Raw genomic sequence first — 18,904 nt, forward strand, 5'->3', positions numbered from 1 at the left:
CCGCGACGGCGATCTTCGTGCTGAGTCCCAGCTCCAGGCATTCCGACTCGCCCGGGATGATGCCGGGCCTACGGTTGCGGGTCAGCGCCGGATTTCGACCGGCTTCCCCTGGTGCTGATTGCTTATCAGCGGGAGTGCAACACGGATCCGTTCGGACCGTCAAGGTGGTGTGCGTCTCACCCGGAGAACAGGCCGTTCACACCCGCTTCGTTCGGCAGTGCTGGCGGTACCTTGATCGTTCGGGTAGCGTCCTGGGCTGCCACGTGGGGGAATCCGGTGCGAATCCGGAGCTGACGCGCAGCGGTATGGGACGGCGGGGGCCGTCTCCGAGCCCGAATGCCCATACGGCGATGCAGTACACGAAGCCGTACCACGCGTTCCGGACGGCGGCTCCCAGCGATGCCCGGCCGTGTTCCAGTACGGCGGTGCGAGGTGTCCGCCGGGGCGGCCGGCGTCCGCCGAAACCAGGAGCAGGCCATGCCCCTTCCCCGCATCTCCCGACGCCTCTCGCTCGCGGTGCCCGCCGCGCTCGGCGCCCTCGCCCTCAGCACGTTGCCCGCCTTCGCGACCTCCACCCCCGCGCAGATAGCCACCTCCAAGACCAACGGCGTCGCCTACCTCAAGTCCCTTCAGGCCGCCGACGGCTCCTACGCCGGCTCGGGTCTCTCCAACGAATGGGCGTTCAGCGCGTTCGCGGCCGCAGGTACGGCCGTCGTCGACGTCGCCCCCGGCGGCGACACCACCAAGAACGCCAGAACCGTCTACCGCAACCTGCTGTCCACGGCCGCCTGGCCCTCGGCCACCCCGGTGGTCACGGACTACGAGCGCGGCACGCTCAACGCGTACGCCGCCGGCATCGACCCGGCCCGCGTCTCCGCCTCGCGCAACCTCGTCGCCGACACCTACGCGTACTGGCAGACGGCCGAGCCCGGTTACTTCGGCCCGTCCGCGAACTTCAACGGCACGGTCTTCGCCGCCCTCGCGCTGCGCGGCGCGAAGACCCAGGCGGGCACCGCCCGCATCCCGCAGGCCCTCACCGACGCGATCGTCGCCCGCCTGCGGGCCAACCAGCACAACGACGGCGGCTGGACCTACCAGAAGGTCGAGGGCAACGCCACGGGCCTCGCCTCGGCCGGCGACATCGACATGACCGGTGCCGCGATGGCCGCCCTCTGCGTCTCCGGCGTCCCCAACACGGACACGGACATCGTGCAGGCCAAGAACTTCCTCAAGGGCAAGCTGGTCGCCTCCTCCGGCGCGTTCAACTCCGTGTACGGGGTCAACACCAGTTCCAACGGCTGGGGCATCGCGGGGCTGAACGCCTGCGGCATCAACCCGCAGTCGGCCGACTTCACCACGGTCCCCGGCAAGACGCCGGTCGACTTCCTCCTCGCCAACCAGTACAACCCGGCGGGCGGCTTCAAGTACAAGCCCGCGGATACCTCCCCGTCGGCGTACTCCTCCATCGACGCGCTGCGCGCGGTCGCCGGGGGCGGCTTCACCTCCGCCCCGCCGGTCCCGGTCACCCCCGGTGCCCCGCAGTGGGTCGCCCAGCCCACCTTCACGGCGGGCACCGCCACCAAGCTGGCCCTGACGGTCGACGACGGCGCGGGGAACCTCAAGGTGTGCGCGGTGTCCTTCACGCCCACGGGTACGACCACGACCCTGGGTGACGTCCTCGCCGCGGCCACGAGCGCGGCCACCCCGGCCGGCTGCGTCAGCAGTGTGACCCCGTCGTCTGGAACCGGGGCGATCACCGCGGTCAACGGCAAGGCCAACAGTGGCTCGAACACCTGGAAGGTCAGCGTCGACGGCTCCGCCTTCGCCGGCGCCCTCCGCGAGAAGACGATCAATGTCGGCGACACCATCGCACTGCGCTGGGGCGCCTGATCTCTGCGGGCGGGGGCCCTGTCTCAGGGCCCCCGCCCCTGCGGAGCGGGACCGCTGCGCACGCTGGACGCGACTCGAGGCCGAGACCCGGCCCCTGGTCCGCAACACCTTCGATGCGCCGAGTCGCACGAACCTTCAGCAAGGAGAACGGGTAATCCATGGCCTCGAAAGGGGAACCGAGGACCGTGCTGCTCGACGGCCGGCCGATGGTGGTGCTCAGCGAGCAGGAATACGAGGCGCTGGTCTCGTCCCGGCGCCAATTGGGCCCACAGATCTCCCGGTTGAAGAAGGTGCGAGAAGCGCTGTTCGATGTGATCGAGCTGGCCGAATCCCTCGGTACCGCCCTCGTCGAGCGACGCAACCGGGTGGCCGCCGACGAGGGTGAACGGGACGAGGTGCACGCAGGCGGCGTGGAGGACCTCCTCGGTGAGGCGCACCGCCGACTCGACCGCGCCCGGCGCGCGGGGGGCGTGAGGACGGCGCCCCCGGCTGTGACTCAGGACGGCGGATAGCGGAGTCGGGCGCGAAGCCCGACTCCCGCCGTCCACCGCGTCGGTCAGGCGTCGCCGCAGGGCCGCAGGAGATACGTGTCCATGATCCAGCCGTGTTCCGCCCTGGCCGCGGCGCGTGCCCGTCGGATGTCCTCGGCGACCTCCTCGACGGGGCCGGAGATCAGGATCTCGTCCGGCGTACCGAGATAGGCACCCCAGTAGATCCACGTGCCACCTCCGGCGAACTGCCGGAACGATTCGTGGGCGTCCAGCATGACGATGACGTCCCCGTCGTCGTTGCCCACGGTCTCGGCCAGTCTGCGTCCGGGAGTGATGTGGATCGGGCGGCCCACCCGGTTGAGGCCGACGCGATGGCGCGCCGCCAGCGTGGACACGCTGCTGACCCCCGGGACGACGTCGTAGGTGAACGTCACGTTCCCCCGGGCGGTGATCTCCTCCAGAACCGCGAGCGTGCTGTCGTACAGCGACGGGTCACCCCACACCAGGAAAGCTCCGCGCTGCCCGGGCGCGAGCTCCTCGCGGATCAGCCGCTCGCAGATGTCGGCGCGCCGTCGCCGCCAGTCGTGGACGGCGTCGGCGTAGCCGCCCCGGGAGCCCTGTGCGCGGTCGCGCCACGGATCTTCGGCCTCGACCACGCGATGCGGACCGGGTACGTGTTCAGCCAGCATGGTCCGTCGGAGGCGGGTGAGGGAGGACTTCTCCTCGCCCTTCTCCAGGACGAAGAAGACGTCCGTGCTCCGCATGGCCTTCACGGCGCCGAGCGTCAGCTGGTCGGGATCCCCGGAACCGATCCCGATCACCGCGATGTGTTTCGTACCGTCCGACACTGCTCTCCCCTTGACTGCGATCGATTCCCACCACCCAGCGGACCGGTCGGGTACGCGGGGCCCGATCCGGCGACGCCAGGGCGACCGCTTCCGGAACGGGTCCGGTCAGGGCGGACCGGGCCAGGTTACGGGTGGCCCGCGACGGCCGCTCGGCCGGTGGGGTGGTACGCGGGAGAACGCGAGGGAGGGCGGGAAGCCTCCACGCTTCCCGCCCTCCCAGCACACGGCACCGGACCCTCACCCGGTGCTCGCGCGCCGCCCAGGCCCCTCAGCCCGGACTACCGGGTCTCTCCTCCCGGTCGTACGTGTGGAACCCGCGCCCCGCCTTCCGGCCGAGCAGCCCGGCCTCCACCATGCGCATGAGCAGGGGCGGCGGCGCGTACAGGGGTTCCTTGAACTCGTCGTACAGCGACTCGGCGATGGACGCGACCGTGTCGAGGCCGATCAGGTCGGCGAGCTTGAGGGGTCCCATCGGGTGGGCGCAGCCGAGTTCCATCCCGCGGTCCACGTCCGTGGCGGTCGCGAAACCGGACTCGGTCATCCGGATCGCGGAGAGCAGATAAGGCACGAGCAGGGCGTTGACCACGAAGCCGGCCCGGTCGCGCGACTGGATGACGGTCTTGCCGAGGGTGTCGGTGGCGAACTCCGTCACGTCGGCGGTCACCTGCGCGGCGGTGTGCAGGGTGGTGACGACCTCGACGAGAGGGAGTACGGGTACGGGGTTGAAGAAGTGCAGCCCGACGACCCGGTCGGCCCGGCCGGTGGTCATGCCCAGGCGCATCACGGGGAGGGAGGAGGTGTTCGTGGCCAGGATCGCGGCCGGATCCTCCACGATCTTGTCGAGGGCCGCGAACAGCGCCGTCTTGACGTCGCCGTCCTCCGTGACGGCTTCGACGACGAGTTGCCGGTCGGCCAGATCGGTGAGTTCCGCCGTGGTCGTGATCCGGTCGAGGGCGGCTTCGGCCGAGGGACGGTCGAGCTTGCCGCGCTGGACGGCGCGTTCGAGGGAGACGGCGATCCGCTCGCGGGCGGCGGTGGCGGCGGGACCGTTCGCTTCGCAGAGCAGCGTGTCGAGACCGGCTCGCGCGCACACCTCGGCGATGCCGGCGCCCATCTGGCCGCCACCGACGATCCCCACGCGGCGGATGTCGGTGGCGCTCATGCCGTCACTTCCTTGGTGGAGGTCCGGACGAGATGGCGTGTGTAGGCCTCGGGGGTGAAGAAAAGGGGCAGTTCGGCGGCGAGCGCCGTCCGCTCGAAGAGTTCGCGGATCTCGTCGAGCGCGGCCCACGGGTACTCCGCTCCGAGTCGTGCCAGCTCCTCGTCGAGGACCAGGAGCACGGATTCCCGGTCGATCACCCGGTGGCGCAGCCACTGCCAGATCTGGACGCGGGCGATCTCGGCGGTAGCGGCGTCCTCCATCAGACCGTCGATGGCCACGGCCCCCTGACCGCGCAGCCAGGCGTCGAAGTAGCGCAGGGACACGGCGATGTTGGTGCGCACCCCCTCGGCCGTGGGCGGGCCGCTGATCCGGCGGACGGAGAGCAGGTCCGCCGCCGTGGTCTCCACGTCGTCACGCGTCCGGTGGATCTGCTCCGGAAGGTCGCCCAGGACACCGTCGAAGACCTCCCGACACACGGGGACGAGGCCCGGGTGGGCGACCCAGGAGCCGTCGAAGCCGTCCTCGGCCTCCCGCTCCTTGTCGAGCCGCACCTTGGCCAGAGCCGCCTCGTGCGCGGCCGGGTCCTTGCTGGGGACCTGGGCGGCCATGCCGCCGATGGCGTGCGCTCCCCGCCGGTGGCAGGTGCGGACCAGGAGTTCGGTGTACGCCCGCATGAAGGGCGCGGTCATGGTGACCTTCGCCCGGTCGGGCAGGAGGAAGTCGGTGCGGTGGCCGAAGGTCTTGATCAAGCTGAAGAGGTAGTCCCAGCGGCCGGCGTTGAGACCCGCGCTGTGCTCGCGCAACTCGTGGAGAATCTCCTCCATCTGGAAGGCCGCGGTGATCGTCTCGATCAGGACGGTGGCGCGGACGGTGCCCCGGGGGATGCCCAGGAGCTCCTGGGCGAGGAGGAACACGTCGTTCCACAGTCGGGCCTCGTAGTGGTTCTCCAGCTTGGGGAGGTAGAAGTACGGGCCGTGTCCGGCGTCGATCTGCCGCTGCGCGCAGTGGAAGAAGTACAGGCCGAAGTCCACCAGCGAGGCCGGGACCGGGCGGCCGTCGAACTCCAGGTGTTCCTCGTCGAGGTGCCAGCCGCGCGGCCGGACCATGATCGTGGCGAGGTGCTCCCCGAGGCGGTACTCCTTGCCCTCGGGCGTGGTGAAGTCGATGCGCCGTTCGATCGCGTCGAGCAGGACCAGCTGCCCGCCGATGACGTTGTCCCAGGTGGGCGCGGTGGCGTCCTCGAAGTCCGCCATCCACACGCGCGCTCCGGAGTTGAGCGCGTTCACCGCCATCCGGCGCTCGGGCGGGCCGGTGATCTCGACCCTGCGGTCGGTCAGGCCCGGCGCGGGCGGGGCCACCCGCCAGGCGCGGTCCGCGCGGACGCCCGAGGTGGCGACGGGGAAGTCGAGCGGGGAGCCGGTGGCGAGCCGGATGGCCTGGCGGCGGCGCTCCTTCAGGACCCACCGGCGGCGCTCGCCGAAGGCGGCGGCCAGCCTGCCGACGAAGTCGAGGGCGTCGGGGGTGAGGATCTCGTCGTGGCGGTCGCCGGGGGCGGCCAGGACACGGACCTGACGGGTCGGGGCGCTGGTGGTCATCGGACTCTCCTGGGCTGAGAGGGGAACGGGGGCGGGCGGAGACGGTCGCTCGCCCCCGTTCGGCCGGGACGCGAACTGTCCGGTCGCGGTGGTGTTTAGTGGAACTGCTCTTCCTCGGTGGAGCCGGCGAGCGCGGTCGTCGAGGAGGCCGGGTTGACCGCGGTGGACACCAGGTCGAAGTAGCCGGTGCCGACCTCGCGCTGGTGCTTGACGGCGGTGAAGCCCTGTGCCTGCGCGGCGAACTCCCGCTCCTGGAGGTCGACGTAGGCCGTCATGCCGTGCTCGGCGTAGCCGCGGGCGAGGTCGAACATGCCGTGGTTGAGGGAGTGGAAGCCGGCCAGGGTGATGAACTGGAACTTGTAGCCCATGGCGCCGAGTTCGCGCTGGAACTTGGCGATCTGGTCGTCGTCGAGGGCGGCCTTCCAGTTGAAGGACGGCGAGCAGTTGTACGCGAGCATCTGGTCCGGGTACTGGGCGTGGATCGCCTCGGCGAACTCCCGGGCCTGCGCCAGGTCGGGGGTGCCTGTCTCGACCCAGATGAGGTCGGCGTACGGGGCGTAGGCGAGGCCGCGGGCGATGACGGGGCCCATGCCGTTCTGGACGTGGTATAAGCCCTCGGCGGTGCGCTCGCCGGTGACGAAGGGTGCGTCGCGCTCGTCGATGTCACTGGTGAGCAGGGTGGCGGCCAGCGCGTCGGTGCGGGCGATGATCAGGGTCGGGGTGTCGGCGATGTCGGCGGCGAGGCGGGCCGCGTTGAGGGTGCGGATGTGCTGGGCGGTGGGGACGAGGACCTTGCCGCCGAGGTGGCCGCACTTCTTCTCGGAGGCGAGCTGGTCCTCGTAGTGGATGCCGGCGGCGCCGGCCGCGATCATGGCCTTGGTGAGCTCGAAGGCGTTGAGCGGGCCGCCGAATCCGGCCTCGGCGTCGGCGACGATCGGCGCGAGCCAGTCCGTGGTGTCGGTGCCGCCCTCGGCGGTGGCGATCTGGTCGGCGCGCAGCAGCGCGTTATTGATCCGGCGGACCACCTGCGGGACGGAGTTGACCGGGTAGAGGCTCTGGTCGGGGTACGTGTGCCCGGCCTGGTTGGCGTCGGCGGCGACCTGCCAGCCCGACAGGTAGATCGCCTGGAGGCCGGCCCTGACCTGCTGCACGGCCTGCCCGCCGGTCAGCGCGCCGAGCGCGTGGACGTAGTCCAGGTCGTGCAGCTGACGCCACAGCCGCTCGGCGCCGCGCCGGGCCAGGGTGTGCTCCTCGCGGACGTTGCCCGAGAGGCGTACGACGTCCTCCGCGGTGTACGTGCGCTCAATCCCGTCCCAGCGGGGGTCCGTCGCCCAGCGCGCGGCCAGGTCCGCCGCGGCCGCCGTCGTCGTGTTCGTGCCTGCCATGACCGTCACCGTCTCCTTCGGTCGTCCTTTGCCAATTCCGTCAGCTATCTGCGCGGCCTGGCACTAAGTGTCCTGTCAAGGGGTGCGGCCCGCCGGGTGCCCGGACGGGCGGAGGTGAGCAATCTGTGCCGATCCGGGGTCTTCATAGGCCAGGATTGCCGAAGTCAGGGCATGAATCGGGTCCCGGTCCTGCCCTGGACCTGTCGGGTCCGGCGGGCCGCACTCAGACTCTGGCACTGGCACCCAGTGCCATCAACCGTGGATCCATGCCAAGTTTTGCGAATCAATCCGCAGCACTTTGCCAACCTTGCTAATGGTGTGGACGTGTCCGGCTGGCATACGCTGACGCCGAGGTTCCGAACGATCGGAGGAGCGAGGGTGAGCAAGACGTACGCGGGGGCACGGCTGCGGCGACTTCGCGAGGATCGCGGAATGAGCCAGGCGGAGCTGGCGCGCACCCTGGCCATCTCGCCCAGCTACCTCAATCAGATGGAGCACGACGCCCGACCGCTCACGGTGCCCGTGCTGCTGCGTCTCACCGAGGCCTTCGGCGTCGATCCCGGCTTCTTCTCCGAGCGGGACACCGGTCGTCTCGTGGCGGACCTCCGTGAAGCCCTCTCCGGCGAGCTTGCTGCGGCCCGGGTCTCCCCGTCCGACCTCGCCGACCTGGCCTCGCGGATTCCGGCGGTCGCCCGGGTCCTGGTCGACCTGGGGCGGCGCAACCAGCGTCTCTCCGAACGGATCGCCGACGCGGCGGACCCGAGGGGATCGGACCCGGAGCTGCCGCGCTCCCCGCACGAGGAGATCCGCGACTTCTTCTACCGCAGGCAGAACTACCTGCACGAGACCGATCTCGCGGCGGAGGCCCTTGCGGCGGAGATCGGCATCCGACCCGGCGAGATCATCAGTGCCCTGAGCGGGCGGCTCTCCGACCGGCACGGCGTCCGTTTCTCCACCGAGACGGGAGACCGGCTGCACTCCTACGACGAGAAGACCCGCATCCTGCGGCTGTCCGCCCGCCTCCGCCCCGGCCAGCGCGCCTTCCGGCTCGCCACGCAGCTCGCGCTGCTGGAGTACGGGGACGGCCTGGACCGGCAGGCGGCCGAGGACTTCCCCTCGGACGGACCGGCTCACCAGCTGGCGCGCATCGGCATCGCGAACTACTTCGCCGCCGCGCTGATCCTCCCCTACACGGCGTTCCACACGGCGGCAGAGGAGTTCCGGTACGACATCGAACGACTCACCGACCGCTTCGGGCTCGGCTACGAGACGGTCTGCCACCGCCTCAGCACCCTCCAGCGCCCCCGCCTGCGCGGCGTCCCCTTCTCCTTCGTCCGCGTCGACCGGGCCGGCAACATGTCCAAGCGGCAGTCCGCCACCGGCTTCCACTTCTCCCGGGCCGGCGGCACGTGTCCGCTGTGGAACGTGTACGAGGCGTTCGCCGCGCCGGGCCGCATCCACGTCCAGATCGCCGCCATGCCCGACGGGCAGCGCCACCTGTGGACGGCCCGCGCCGTCACCCGGCACCGGGGCGGCTGGGGCGAGCCCGGGAAGACCTTCGCGATCGGCCTCGGCTGCGAGATCCGCCACGCGCACCGGCTCGTGTACTCGGACGGACTCGACCTCGACAACGCGGCCGCCGCCACCCCGATCGGCATGGGCTGCCGCGTCTGCGAACGCCTCGACTGCCCCCAGCGCGCGGCCCCGCCCCTCGGGCGACCGCTCAGAATCGACCAGAACGCGAGCACCTTCGTCCCGTATCCGGTCGCCGACCCCTCGGACTGACCCGGGGATCAGGGGAGCGGGAACGCCTCGGCCGTCGACACGGGGTCCCCGGCCCGGACCCCGTGGAGGACGTGCGCGAGAACCTCCGCGCCGCGCACCACCCGGGGGCCCGGCCGGTTGAAGTAGGCGGGCCCGTCCAGCACCCACACCGCGCCCGACCGTACCGCCGGCAGATCGTCCCAACCGGGGAGGGAGGTCAGCAGGTCGCGCTCGCGCACGGTCCGTTCGGGCGGGAAGCCGCACGGCAGGACCAGGAGGACGTCGGGGCGGACAGCCTGGACGGCCTCCCATGTCATCGGCTTCGTGTGCTCTCCGGGAGCGGCGAGGAACGGTTCGCCGCCGGCGCAGGTGATCTGTTCGGGCACCCAGTGTCCCGCGGGCCACAGCGGATCGAGCCACTCGACCGCCACGACCCGGGGCCGGGGCCGGCCCGCCGTGAGGTCACATACCGCGGCCAGCCGACCGCGCAGCTCCTCGCGCCGCCGCTCGGCCCGCTCACGCACGCCCAGGAGCTCACCGACCGTGACCAGGCAGTCCAGGACGTCGTCCAGGGTGCGGGGCTCCAGGCTGAGGACTCGGGAACCGCCGTCCAGCACGCGCACCGCGCGTGAGACAGCCTCGTAGGACACCGCGCAGACATCGCACAGGTCCTGCGTGAGCACGACATCGGGCGCGAGAGCGGCGAGGGCCCCGGCGTCGAGGGTGTAAAGCGAGGAGCCGCCGTGCGCCGCGCCGCCGACCGCCGCGGAGATCTCCCGGCTGGTCAGGTCCTCGGACGAGAACCCGGCGGTGGTGACCACCGGCACCCCGGCCACGTCCCGCGGCGGCCAGTCGCATTCATGGGTCCGTCCCACCAGGTCGGCGGCCAGCCCGAGCTCGGCCACGATGTCGGTCGCCGCGGGCAGCAAGGAGACGATGCGCATGGTTCGAGCCTATGGGGTTCCTCGCCGGTCACGCGGGCTCGCGCGGTCGACTGTCCGGATGCCCTCGTGGCGACGGGGTGGGGGGTGGACTTACTAGGACGTCCAACTATATGTTCGTGACGAGCCCGCGGTGCAGGGAAGCCGGTGTGATTCCGGCGCGGTCCCGCCACTGTGACCGGGGAGTGTGCTCTTCCAGCAGGTCAGGCCACTGACGGAAACCATCCGTCGGGAAGGCCGGAGAGCATGCGCTGATCCGGGAGTCAGGATACCGGCCGCGGGGTGTTCCGTGTTGTCCACGAGGATGGAGCAGACACGCATGGCACCGGTACGTGACCACGGCCCTGGTGATCCGGCGGAGTACCCGAAACCCGAGGCCCTGTCCCCGCGTTCGTGACTCGACGAAGGCGTCCCCGCCTTCCCCTGTCCCGCGGCGGCACCCGCGTGCGCGCACCCCGATCGGTGCGTCCTCGCGGTCCTCGCCGCGCCTTCCTCGGATCCGTACCTGACGAGAGCAGGCTTCGATGGTCCGCGAACTCACCCATTTCATCGGCGGCAAGCACACCGCCGGCACGTCCGGTCTCTTCGCCGACGTGTACGACCCCAACACCGGCGCCGTCCAGGCCAGGGTTCCCCTGGCCGGGCGCGCCGACACCGAGGCGGCGATCGCCGACGCCGAGACGGCCCAGCAGGAGTGGGGCCGGTGGAATCCGCAGCGCCGCGCCCGCGTCCTGCTGCGCTTCCTCCAACTCGTGGAGGGGGAGCGGGACTCCTTGGCCCGGCTGCTCTCCTCCGAGCACGGCAAGACCGTCGCCGACGCCCACGGCGACCTTCAACGCGGCCTGGAGGTCGTCGAGTTCGCCGCCGGCATCCCGCACCTCCTCAAGGGAGAGTTCACCGACAACGCCGGCACCGGCATCGACGTCCACTCACTGCGCTCCCCGCTCGGCGTCGTCGCCGGGATCACCCCCTTCAACTTCCCGGCGATGATCCCGCTGTGGAAGGCCGCACCCGCACTGGCCTGCGGCAACGCCTTCATCCTCAAGCCGTCCGAGCGCGACCCCTCGGTACCTCTGCGGCTCGCCGAGCTGTTCCTGGAGGCGGGCCTGCCGCCGGGCGTGCTGAACGTGGTCAACGGCGGCAAGGAGGCCGTCGACACGCTCCTGGAAGACCCCCGCGTCCAGGCTCTGGGCTTCGTCGGCTCCACCCCGATCGCCGCGCACATCTACGCCACCGCCGCCGCCCACGGAAAGCGCGCCCAGTGCTTCGGCGGCGCCAAGAACCACATGATCGTGATGCCCGACGCCGACCTGGACCAGGCCGCCGAGGCGCTGATCGGCGCCGGCTACGGCTCCGCGGGCGAGCGCTGCATGGCCATCTCCGTGGCCGTCCCGGTGGGGGAGGAGACCGCGGACGCTCTGGTGGCGAAGCTGAAGGAGCGCATCGCCTCCCTGCGCATCGGCACCTCCGACGACCCGGACGCCGACTTCGGGCCCCTCGTCAGCCGGGACGCCCTGGACCGGGTGAACCGCTACATCGGCATCGGTGTCGACGAGGGAGCGGAACTCGTCGTCGACGGGCGGGGGTTCACCTTGCCCGGGCACGAGAACGGCTTCTTCGCGGGAGCCTCCCTCTTCGACCGTGTCACCCCGGCCATGCGGATCTACCAGGAGGAGATCTTCGGCCCGGTGCTGTGCGTCGCACGGGCCGCCGACTACGAGGAGGCCCTCCGGCTGCCGAGCGAGCACCCGTTCGGCAACGGCGTGGCGATCTTCACCCGGGACGGCGACACGGCCCGCGACTTCACCCGACGTGTCAACACCGGCATGGTCGGCGTGAACGTCCCGATCCCGGTCCCGGTGGCGTACCACACCTTCGGCGGCTGGAAGCGCTCCGGTTTCGGTGACCTGAACCAGCACGGCCCCGACTCGATCCGCTTCTACACCCGGACCAAGACCGTCACCTCGCGCTGGCCCTCCGGGGTCAAGGAGGGCGCGAGCTTCACCATGCCGACGATGGGATGAGCGCCGTGACCACCCTCACCGAGGACCAACTGGCCCTCGCCGAAGTCACCCTCGACTTCGCCCAGGAACAGCTCGCCCCCAACGCGGTGGCCTGGGACCAGGACAAGCACTTCCCCGTCGACGTCCTCCGCAGGGCCGCCGCGCTCGGTCTCGGCGGAGTGTACGTACGGGAGGAGCACGGCGGCTCCGGGCTGACCCGGGCCGACGGCGTCCTCGTCTTCGAGACCCTGGCGACCGGCTGCCCCTCCATCGCCGGCTACCTCTCCATCCACAACATGGTCGCCTGGATGATCGACCGGTACGGAAGCCCCGCACAGCGTGCCCGCTGGCTCCCGGACCTCTGTGCCGCCGACACCCTGGGCAGCTACTGCCTCACCGAACCGGGAGCCGGATCGGACGCCGCCGCCCTGCGCACCCGCGCCGAACGGGATGGCGACCACTACGTCCTGACCGGAGTGAAGCAGTTCATCTCCGGAGCGGGCACCTCCGACGTGTACATCGTGCTGGCCCGCACCGGCGGAGGCGGCCCCGGCGGGATCTCCGCCTTCGTCGTCGAACGCGGCGACCCGGGCGTCTCCTTCGGCGCGAACGAACGCAAGATGGGCTGGAACGCCCAGCCCACCCGCCAGGTGGTTCTCGACGGCGTGCGGATCCCCGCCGACCGGCGCCTCGGCGCCGAGGGCGAGGGCTTCCGCATCGCCATGCACGGCCTCAACGGCGGCCGCCTCGGCATCGCGGCCTGCTCCCTCGGCGGCGCCCAGAGCGCCCTCGACCGCAGCCTCACCCACCTCGCCGACCGCGAGGCCTTCGGCGCCCCGCTGCTCGACGCCCAGGCCCTCCAGTTCCGCCTCGCCGACATGGCCACCGAACTCACCGCCGCCCGCGCCCTGGTACGCCAGGCCGCCGACGCCCTCGACCGCGGCGACCCGGCCGCGGTGCAACTCTGCGCCATGGCCAAGCGGTTCGCCACCGACACCGGCTTCTCGGTCGCCGACCGGGCGCTCCAGCTCCACGGCGGCTACGGCTACCTGAGCGAGTACGGCATCGAGAAGATCGTCCGGGACCTGCGCGTCCACCGGATCCTGGAAGGAACCAACGAGATCATGAACGTCATCGTCGCCCGCGGCCTGACGGAGAGCCTCCGATGACCGACGACGTCCTCGTCGGCACCGAGGGCCGCACCGGCCGCCTGATCCTCAACCGGCCCCGGGCACTGAACGCGCTCACCCATGCCATGGTGCTGCGCATCGAGGAGGCGCTCACCGCCTGGCGGGACGATCCCGCCGTCGAGGCGGTGGTGATCTCCGGCGCGGGGGAGCGCGGCCTGTGCGCGGGCGGCGACATCCGCGCCATCCACGAGGACGCACGGAACGGCGGTACGGCCTCGGCGGACTTCTGGCGCGACGAGTACCGGCTCAACGCCCTCATCGCCCGCTACCCCAAACCGTACGTCGCCCTCATGGACGGCATCGTCATGGGCGGCGGCGTCGGCGTCTCCGCCCACGGCACCGTGCGGATCGTCACCGAACGCTCCCGCGTCGCCATGCCCGAGACCGGCATCGGCTTCGTCCCCGACGTCGGCGGCACCTACCTCCTCGCGCTGGCACCCGGCGAACTCGGCACCCACCTCGCCCTGACCGGCACGGCCGTCGGCGCCGCCGACGCCCTGCTGTGCGGTCTCGCCGACCACTTCGTACCGTCCGAACGGCTCGACCGGCTGATGGAAGACCTCGCCCGGACCTCCGTGCACGACGTCCTGGCCGCGCACGTCGGACAGGCACCCGGCGGTGAACTGGCCGCCCACCGTGGGTGGATCGACCACTGCTACGCCGCCGGCACCGTCGAGGAGATCATCGACCGGCTCGTCGCGAGCGGGGTGCCGGCCGCCAAGGAGGCCGCCACCACCCTGACCGCCAAATCACCGACCGCGCTCAAGGTGACGCTCACCTCGGTGCGCCGCGCCCGCTCGCTCGGACCGCTGGAGCGCGTACTGGAACAGGAGTACCGCGTCTCGTGCGCGGCCCTGACCTCGCCCGACCTGGTCGAGGGCATCCGGGCCCAGGTCATCGACAAGGACCGCGACCCCCACTGGTCCCCGGCCCGTCTGACGGGCGTCACCGACGAGGACGTGGCCCGCTACTTCACCCCGCTCGCGGCCGACCGCGAGCTGCGGCTCCCTTCCCCCGACCCGCTTCAGGAGGTGCCCTGGTGACCACCGTCATCGGCTTCATCGGCCTCGGCCACATGGGCGGCCCCATGGCCGCCAACCTCGCCGCCGCCGGCCACCGCGTGCGCGGCTTCGACCTCGTCCCCGAGGCCCTGGCGACCGCCACCGCTGCCGGAGTGGAGGCCACCGGCTCGGCTCGGGAGGCGGCCGCCGGAGCGGACGTCGTGATCACGATGCTGCCCGCGGGCCGCCATGTCCTCGCCCTCTACCAGGACGAGGGCCTCCTCGCGGCCGCCCGTCCCGGAACCCTGTTCGTCGACTGCTCCACCATCGACGTCACCGACGCGCGCGCCGCCCACGCCGCCACCACAGCCGCCGGGCACCGTGCCCTCGACGCCCCCGTCTCCGGCGGCGTCGTCGGAGCCGAGGCCGCCACCCTCACCTTCATGGCGGGCGGCGGAGAAGCCGAGTTCCACGAGGCCGAACCGCTGCTCGCGGCCATGGGCAAGCGGGCCGTGCACTGTGGTGGCGCGGGCGCCGGGCAGGCCGCCAAGATCTGCAACAACATGATCCTCGGCATCTCGATGATCGCCGTGAGCGAGGCCTTCGTCCTCGGCGAGAGCCTCGGCCTCTCCCACCAGGCGCTCTACGACGTCGCCTCCACCGCCTCCGGCCAGTGCTGGGCCCTCACCGCCAACTGCCCCGTCCCCGGCCCCGTACCGACCAGTCCCGCCAACCGCGACTACCGCCCCGGCTTCGCCGCACCGCTCATGGCCAAGGACCTCGGGCTCGCCGCGAACGCCCTGCGCGCGGGCGGCATCGACGCCGGGCTCGGCCTGCGAGCAGCCGAGATGTACACCGCCTTCGCCGAGGGTTCGGGAGCGGCCCAGGACTTCTCCGGGATCGTCCATGCCCTGCGCGCCGCCGCCGAAGCACCGAAGGGAACGACCCCCGCATGACCACGACCGACTACGAGACGATCACCGTCGAGCGTACGGGCGACCGCACCGCACTGCTCACCCTCAACCGGCCCAAGGCGCTCAACGCCCTGAACCTCCAGGTCATGGAAGAGGTCGTGGCCGCCACCGAGGCCCTCGACCGGGACCCGGACATCGGCTGCGTCGTCCTCACCGGCTCCGCGAAGGCTTTCGCGGCCGGCGCGGACATCAAGGAGATGCAGCCGCAGGGGTACATGGACATGTACCTCACCGACTGGTTCACCGCCTGGGACCGGCTTGGGAACCTCCGCACCCCCACCGTCGCCGCCGTCTCCGGCTACGCCCTAGGCGGCGGCTGCGAACTCGCCATGCTCTGCGACATCCTGCTGGCCTCCGACACGGCGGTCTTCGGGCAACCGGAGATCAAGCTGGGCGTCATCCCTGGCATCGGCGGCTCCCAGCGCCTCACCCGCGCCGTCGGCAAGGCCAAGGCCATGGAGCTGTGCCTGACGGGCCGGACGATGGACGCCGCAGAAGCGGAACGTGCGGGCCTCGTCTCTCGTATCGTCCCGGCCGACGACCTCCTTCCCGAGGCCCTCGCGGTCGCGGCGACCGTGGCAGGGATGTCGAAGCCAGTCGCGATGATGGCCAAGGAGGCCGTGAACCGCGCCTTCGAGACCACCCTCGCGGAAGGAGTCCGCTTCGAACGCCGCCTGTTCCACGCGGTGTTCGCCACCGCCGATCAGAAGGAGGGCATGTCGGCCTTCGTCGACAAGAGGGCCCCGGACTTCACCCACCGCTGACCCGCCCGGCCGCTTCCTCGCGCCACGGAGAGGAAGCGGCCGCCGGCGGCGCACGTGGCTGCCGGGCCGGGGGCGGCCGTGAGTGTCGGTCAGGAGACGGACTCGGCCGCCCGTCAGGAGGCGGACGCGAGCGCGTGCGCGACCCTGACCGCATCCGCCGTGGCGCGTACGTCATGGACCCTGACGGCCCAGGCACCCCGGTGGGCGACGATCGCGGAGAGGGCGGCCGTCGCGGCGTCCCGGTCATGGGCGTGGGGAGGTGTGCCGTCCGCGCCGGCCAGGATGTGGCCCAGGAACCTCTTGCGTGACCCTGCGACCAGGACTGGGTAGCCCAGCGCACGGAGCTCGGCCAGTCCCGCGACCAGACGGAGATCATGCTCCGGCTGCTTGGCGAACCCCAGCCCCGGATCCACCACCAGCCGCTCCCGGGGAACGCCCGCGGCCACCACGGCCTCCACCCGGGCGTCGAGTTCCGCGACGACCTCGCGCACCACGTCCCCGTACACCGCTCGTCGGTTCATGTCGCGGCTGAAACCGCGCCAGTGCATGACGACGAAGGGGACGCCGCCGGCAGCGACGGCGGGGACCATTCCGGGGTCCGCCAGACCCCCGCTGACGTCATTGACGAGGACCGCGCCGGCGTCGATCGCCCGTGCGGCGACCGACGCACGCATGGTGTCGACGGACACGAGCACCCCTTCGGCCGCGAGCGCGCGCACGACGGGCACGACGCGCCGCAGCTCTTCCTCCTCATCGACCCGGGAGGCACCGGGCCGAGTCGACTCGCCACCGACGTCGACCAGGTCGGCGCCGTCTGCGACAAGATCCACCCCGTGCTTCACCGCCGCTGCCGGGTCGAACCAGCGGCCACCGTCGGAGAAGGAGTCGGGGGTCACGTTCACCACCCCCATGACGGCGCACCGATCCCATCGAGGCAATCCGGCGACGATGCCCATGCCTTCGTCCTCGTGCTGCCGAGGTACGCCCGTCCGGGCCTGGAGCGGGCTCACGCCGAGTCCCCCGTAGGGCAGATCAGGCTCCGCCGGTACGTGTCCGGAGTCAGCAGAGGCGGCAGTTCGTCCTCCAGGAGGGTCCTTTCGAGGACCTCCCGGGCCGCGGCGACCAGCGCGCCGGGGTGTTCGCGGGCCATCGCGGCGGATGCGACGTCGATGAGGGCGTGGAGGTCGGACGGGGAGACCAGACGCTGTCTGCGCCACTGCCACAGCCGGGCACGGGTGAGTTCGGCGGTGGCGGTTTCCGTGAGCCGCCTGCCGGGAACAGCCGTCCCCCGTCCGCGCAGCCAGGTCTCGGTGTGCCGCAGCGCGAGGGCCACGGCGGACCGGAGCTGCTGCCGCGAGGGTGCTTGCGCCGGACCCGGCGGGCGTACGGCCAGCAGGTCGGCGGCGCGCACCGGCGCGTCGTCGGTCACAGGGGTGATCTCGGTGAGATCACCCGTTGCGCGGGCGTTCCTGCGCTCGCAGGTGCGGACGATGAGCGCGGCGTACGACCGCATGAAGGGCGCGGCCAGGGGGGTATCGGACCCGTCCGGGAGCAGGAAGGGGGTCCGGTGGCCGAAGGCACCGATCACGCTGAAGAGGTAGTGCCAGGGATCGATGGCGAGTCCGGAGCTGTGCTCGCGCAGTTCGTAGAGGATCTCCTCCATCTCGAACGCGGCCGTGACCGTGTCGATGACGACGGTGGCCCGGACCGTGCCGCGCGGGATGCCGAGGAGGTCCTGGGCCAGGAGGAACACGTCGTTCCACAGGCGCGCCTCGAACCGGTTCTCCAGCCCGGCCAGGTGGAAGCAGGGGACGGAACCAGCGGAGGTCAGGAGCCGCGCGCAGTGGAAGAAGTACAGGCCGAAGTCGACGAGCGAGGCGGAGACAGGAGGTCCGTCGCCCCTGAAGCGTTCCTCCTCCAGGTGCCAGCCTCGGGGGCGGACGACGAGGGTGGGGGCGGTGCGGCGTCGGCAGACGTCGAGGAGGGTGCGCTGCCCGGCGAGGATGTTCTCCCGAAGCGGGGAGGGGACCTCCGTGAAGTCGGCGATCCACACGTCGGCACCGGAGGCGAGGGCGTGCGCCGCCGCTTCGGCGTTCGGCGGCCCCGTGAACTCCCTTTGCCGGCCGGTCAGGCCCTGCGCCAGCGGCGCCACCCGCCAGTGCGGATCGTCGCGGACGGCCGAGGTGGCACGCGGGAAGTCCAGCTGACGACCTGAGGCCAGGCTGTCGGAACGGTGACCGCGCGCCGTGAGGATCTCGCGGCGACGGCGTGCGAACTCGGCGTCCAGCCGCGCCACGAAGTCCAGCGCCTCGGGGGTCAGGATCTCGATGTGGTGGTCACCAGGGGGGCCGGGGACCCCGACGTGTTGGCTCGTATCAGGGGTGGACATGCTGTGTTTCTCCGTCATCAGGCCGCTTTCGCGGGATACCAGGACGCGCCGCAACGGTCTCGCCGCTGGGTCCAGGCCGTCACCGCCTCCTCCGCGGCCCCGCACGGTCGCGGCTCTTCCCGGCCACACGATGGGCGCGCGCGATGAGGGCGGGTGCCGATGAGAGCAGCGCGGTCACCGGACGCCCAGCGTCCGCGGCCGGCCCGCACCCGGTGACGCGCTCCGCTTCGAGTGCGGTGACCAGCGCCGACAACAGGTCGTTCGTGACCTGGAGCGTCTCGCGGACGATACGCAGCCGGGATCCCAGCGCCCCGACCTGACGGCGCATGGACAGGAGGGCGGCATATTCCTGGGGTGTCAGCGCCACCATGGGCTGCCCGTCGACGGTGATGTGCCGGGGTTTCGGCTTCGCCACGTGAGCACCCTTCGTCACCCGCGTTTCGTGATGGCCAGGCCGTGTCGCTGCGGTCCGGCCGGGTTGCCCGGGCCGGACGGCGAGGCGTCCGG

At 71.6% G+C, this 18,904-nt stretch carries 16 protein-coding genes and 3 riboswitches; of the genes, 8 read left to right on the top strand and 8 right to left on the bottom strand.

Going from position 1 to position 18,904, the window contains the following annotated elements; all coding sequences use genetic code 11:
* Positions 1-15: 15 nt before the first annotated feature.
* Positions 16-151: riboswitch (cobalamin riboswitch) on the bottom strand.
* A gap of 115 nt (positions 152-266) precedes the next feature.
* A riboswitch (cobalamin riboswitch) is annotated at positions 267-342 on the top strand.
* Positions 343-477: 135 nt separating this feature from the next.
* Complete coding sequence (locus DEJ43_RS27930; protein WP_015036745.1) at positions 478-1,890, top strand: prenyltransferase/squalene oxidase repeat-containing protein; 1,413 nt, start codon at positions 478-480, stop codon at positions 1,888-1,890.
* 185 nt (positions 1,891-2,075) lie between these two features.
* Entirely contained in the window at positions 2,076-2,402 is a 327-nt protein-coding gene (locus DEJ43_RS27935) for a hypothetical protein (protein ID WP_145953719.1), read from the top strand.
* Positions 2,403-2,446: 44 nt separating this feature from the next.
* Here the strand turns inward: DEJ43_RS27935 and cobF are convergent, their stop codons facing one another.
* From cobF to aceA, 4 genes are all read right to left on the bottom strand, one after another.
* Positions 2,447-3,229, bottom strand: coding sequence for a precorrin-6A synthase (deacetylating) (gene cobF, locus DEJ43_RS27940; protein WP_015036747.1), 783 nt, complete (start codon positions 3,227-3,229; stop codon positions 2,447-2,449).
* Positions 3,230-3,497: 268 nt separating this feature from the next.
* Positions 3,498-4,391, bottom strand: coding sequence for a 3-hydroxybutyryl-CoA dehydrogenase (locus DEJ43_RS27945; RefSeq protein ID WP_015036748.1), 894 nt, complete (start codon positions 4,389-4,391; stop codon positions 3,498-3,500).
* A complete protein-coding gene (gene aceB / locus DEJ43_RS27950; RefSeq protein WP_015036749.1) occupies positions 4,388-5,986 on the bottom strand; it encodes a malate synthase A in 1,599 nt (532 codons plus the stop codon). The genes DEJ43_RS27945 and aceB overlap by 4 nt, the downstream gene beginning before the upstream one ends.
* Positions 5,987-6,081: 95 nt before the next feature.
* Entirely contained in the window at positions 6,082-7,371 is a 1,290-nt protein-coding gene (gene aceA, locus DEJ43_RS27955) for an isocitrate lyase (protein ID WP_150253474.1), read from the bottom strand.
* A gap of 378 nt (positions 7,372-7,749) precedes the next feature.
* Here aceA and DEJ43_RS27960 point away from each other — a divergent pair, with 378 nt between their 5' ends.
* Positions 7,750-9,156, top strand: coding sequence for a short-chain fatty acyl-CoA regulator family protein (locus DEJ43_RS27960; protein ID WP_015036751.1), 1,407 nt, complete (start codon positions 7,750-7,752; stop codon positions 9,154-9,156).
* Positions 9,157-9,164: 8 nt separating this feature from the next.
* Here DEJ43_RS27960 and DEJ43_RS27965 read toward each other — a convergent pair whose 3' ends face one another.
* Entirely contained in the window at positions 9,165-10,079 is a 915-nt protein-coding gene (locus DEJ43_RS27965) for an ABC transporter substrate-binding protein (RefSeq protein ID WP_015036752.1), read from the bottom strand.
* A 111-nt stretch (positions 10,080-10,190) separates the two neighbouring features.
* A riboswitch (cobalamin riboswitch) is annotated at positions 10,191-10,370 on the top strand.
* Positions 10,371-10,600: 230 nt separating this feature from the next.
* On the opposite strand from DEJ43_RS27965, the gene DEJ43_RS27970 reads away from it, so the two are divergent.
* From DEJ43_RS27970 to DEJ43_RS27990, 5 genes are read left to right on the top strand one after another with little or no spacing between them, the layout of a single operon-like run.
* Positions 10,601-12,100 (top strand): CoA-acylating methylmalonate-semialdehyde dehydrogenase, encoded by a 1,500-nt coding sequence (locus tag DEJ43_RS27970; protein WP_015036753.1) that lies wholly within the window; start codon positions 10,601-10,603, stop codon positions 12,098-12,100.
* Positions 12,097-13,248, top strand: coding sequence for an acyl-CoA dehydrogenase family protein (locus tag DEJ43_RS27975; protein ID WP_015036754.1), 1,152 nt, complete (start codon positions 12,097-12,099; stop codon positions 13,246-13,248). Before DEJ43_RS27970 ends, DEJ43_RS27975 begins: the two co-directional genes overlap by 4 nt.
* Positions 13,245-14,312, top strand: coding sequence for an enoyl-CoA hydratase/isomerase family protein (locus tag DEJ43_RS27980; RefSeq protein WP_015036755.1), 1,068 nt, complete (start codon positions 13,245-13,247; stop codon positions 14,310-14,312). The genes DEJ43_RS27975 and DEJ43_RS27980 overlap by 4 nt, the downstream gene beginning before the upstream one ends.
* On the top strand, positions 14,309-15,226 hold the full coding sequence (gene mmsB, locus DEJ43_RS27985; RefSeq protein WP_015036756.1) for a 3-hydroxyisobutyrate dehydrogenase: 918 nt from the start codon (positions 14,309-14,311) through the stop codon (positions 15,224-15,226). The genes DEJ43_RS27980 and mmsB overlap by 4 nt, the downstream gene beginning before the upstream one ends.
* Entirely contained in the window at positions 15,223-16,008 is a 786-nt protein-coding gene (locus DEJ43_RS27990; protein WP_015036757.1) for an enoyl-CoA hydratase, read from the top strand. The genes mmsB and DEJ43_RS27990 overlap by 4 nt, the downstream gene beginning before the upstream one ends.
* A gap of 113 nt (positions 16,009-16,121) precedes the next feature.
* On the opposite strand, the gene folP is transcribed toward DEJ43_RS27990, so the two are convergent.
* From folP to DEJ43_RS28005, 3 genes are all read right to left on the bottom strand, one after another.
* Complete coding sequence (gene folP, locus DEJ43_RS27995) at positions 16,122-16,964, bottom strand: dihydropteroate synthase (RefSeq protein ID WP_041664258.1); 843 nt, start codon at positions 16,962-16,964, stop codon at positions 16,122-16,124.
* A gap of 50 nt (positions 16,965-17,014) precedes the next feature.
* Positions 17,015-18,397 carry an aldolase/citrate lyase/malate synthase family protein gene (locus tag DEJ43_RS28000; RefSeq protein WP_015036759.1) on the bottom strand — a complete coding sequence of 461 codons (1,383 nt, stop codon included), beginning with the start codon at positions 18,395-18,397 and terminating at the stop codon, positions 17,015-17,017.
* 79 nt (positions 18,398-18,476) lie between these two features.
* Entirely contained in the window at positions 18,477-18,812 is a 336-nt protein-coding gene (locus DEJ43_RS28005) for a hypothetical protein (protein WP_041662982.1), read from the bottom strand.
* Positions 18,813-18,904 lie beyond the last annotated feature (92 nt).

It is taken from the genome of Streptomyces venezuelae ATCC 10712, from assembly GCF_008639165.1.
GTDB lineage: Bacteria > Actinomycetota > Actinomycetes > Streptomycetales > Streptomycetaceae > Streptomyces > Streptomyces venezuelae.

Bases quoted from the DNA above. Each gene is read 5' to 3' on its own strand.
- DEJ43_RS27930 (WP_015036745.1), top strand. From the start codon at position 478: ATGCCCCTTCCCCGCATCTCCCGACGCCTCTCGCTCGCGGTGCCCGCC.
- DEJ43_RS27945 (WP_015036748.1), bottom strand. From the start codon at position 4,391: ATGAGCGCCACCGACATCCGCCGCGTGGGGATCGTCGGTGGCGGCCAG.
- aceB (WP_015036749.1), bottom strand. From the start codon at position 5,986: ATGACCACCAGCGCCCCGACCCGTCAGGTCCGTGTCCTGGCCGCCCCC.
- aceA (WP_150253474.1), bottom strand. From the start codon at position 7,371: ATGGCAGGCACGAACACGACGACGGCGGCCGCGGCGGACCTGGCCGCG.
- DEJ43_RS27965 (WP_015036752.1), bottom strand. From the start codon at position 10,079: ATGCGCATCGTCTCCTTGCTGCCCGCGGCGACCGACATCGTGGCCGAG.
- DEJ43_RS27970 (WP_015036753.1), top strand. From the start codon at position 10,601: ATGGTCCGCGAACTCACCCATTTCATCGGCGGCAAGCACACCGCCGGC.
- DEJ43_RS27975 (WP_015036754.1), top strand. From the start codon at position 12,097: ATGAGCGCCGTGACCACCCTCACCGAGGACCAACTGGCCCTCGCCGAA.
- DEJ43_RS27980 (WP_015036755.1), top strand. From the start codon at position 13,245: ATGACCGACGACGTCCTCGTCGGCACCGAGGGCCGCACCGGCCGCCTG.
- DEJ43_RS27990 (WP_015036757.1), top strand. From the start codon at position 15,223: ATGACCACGACCGACTACGAGACGATCACCGTCGAGCGTACGGGCGAC.
- folP (WP_041664258.1), bottom strand. From the start codon at position 16,964: ATGGGCATCGTCGCCGGATTGCCTCGATGGGATCGGTGCGCCGTCATG.
- DEJ43_RS28000 (WP_015036759.1), bottom strand. From the start codon at position 18,397: ATGTCCACCCCTGATACGAGCCAACACGTCGGGGTCCCCGGCCCCCCT.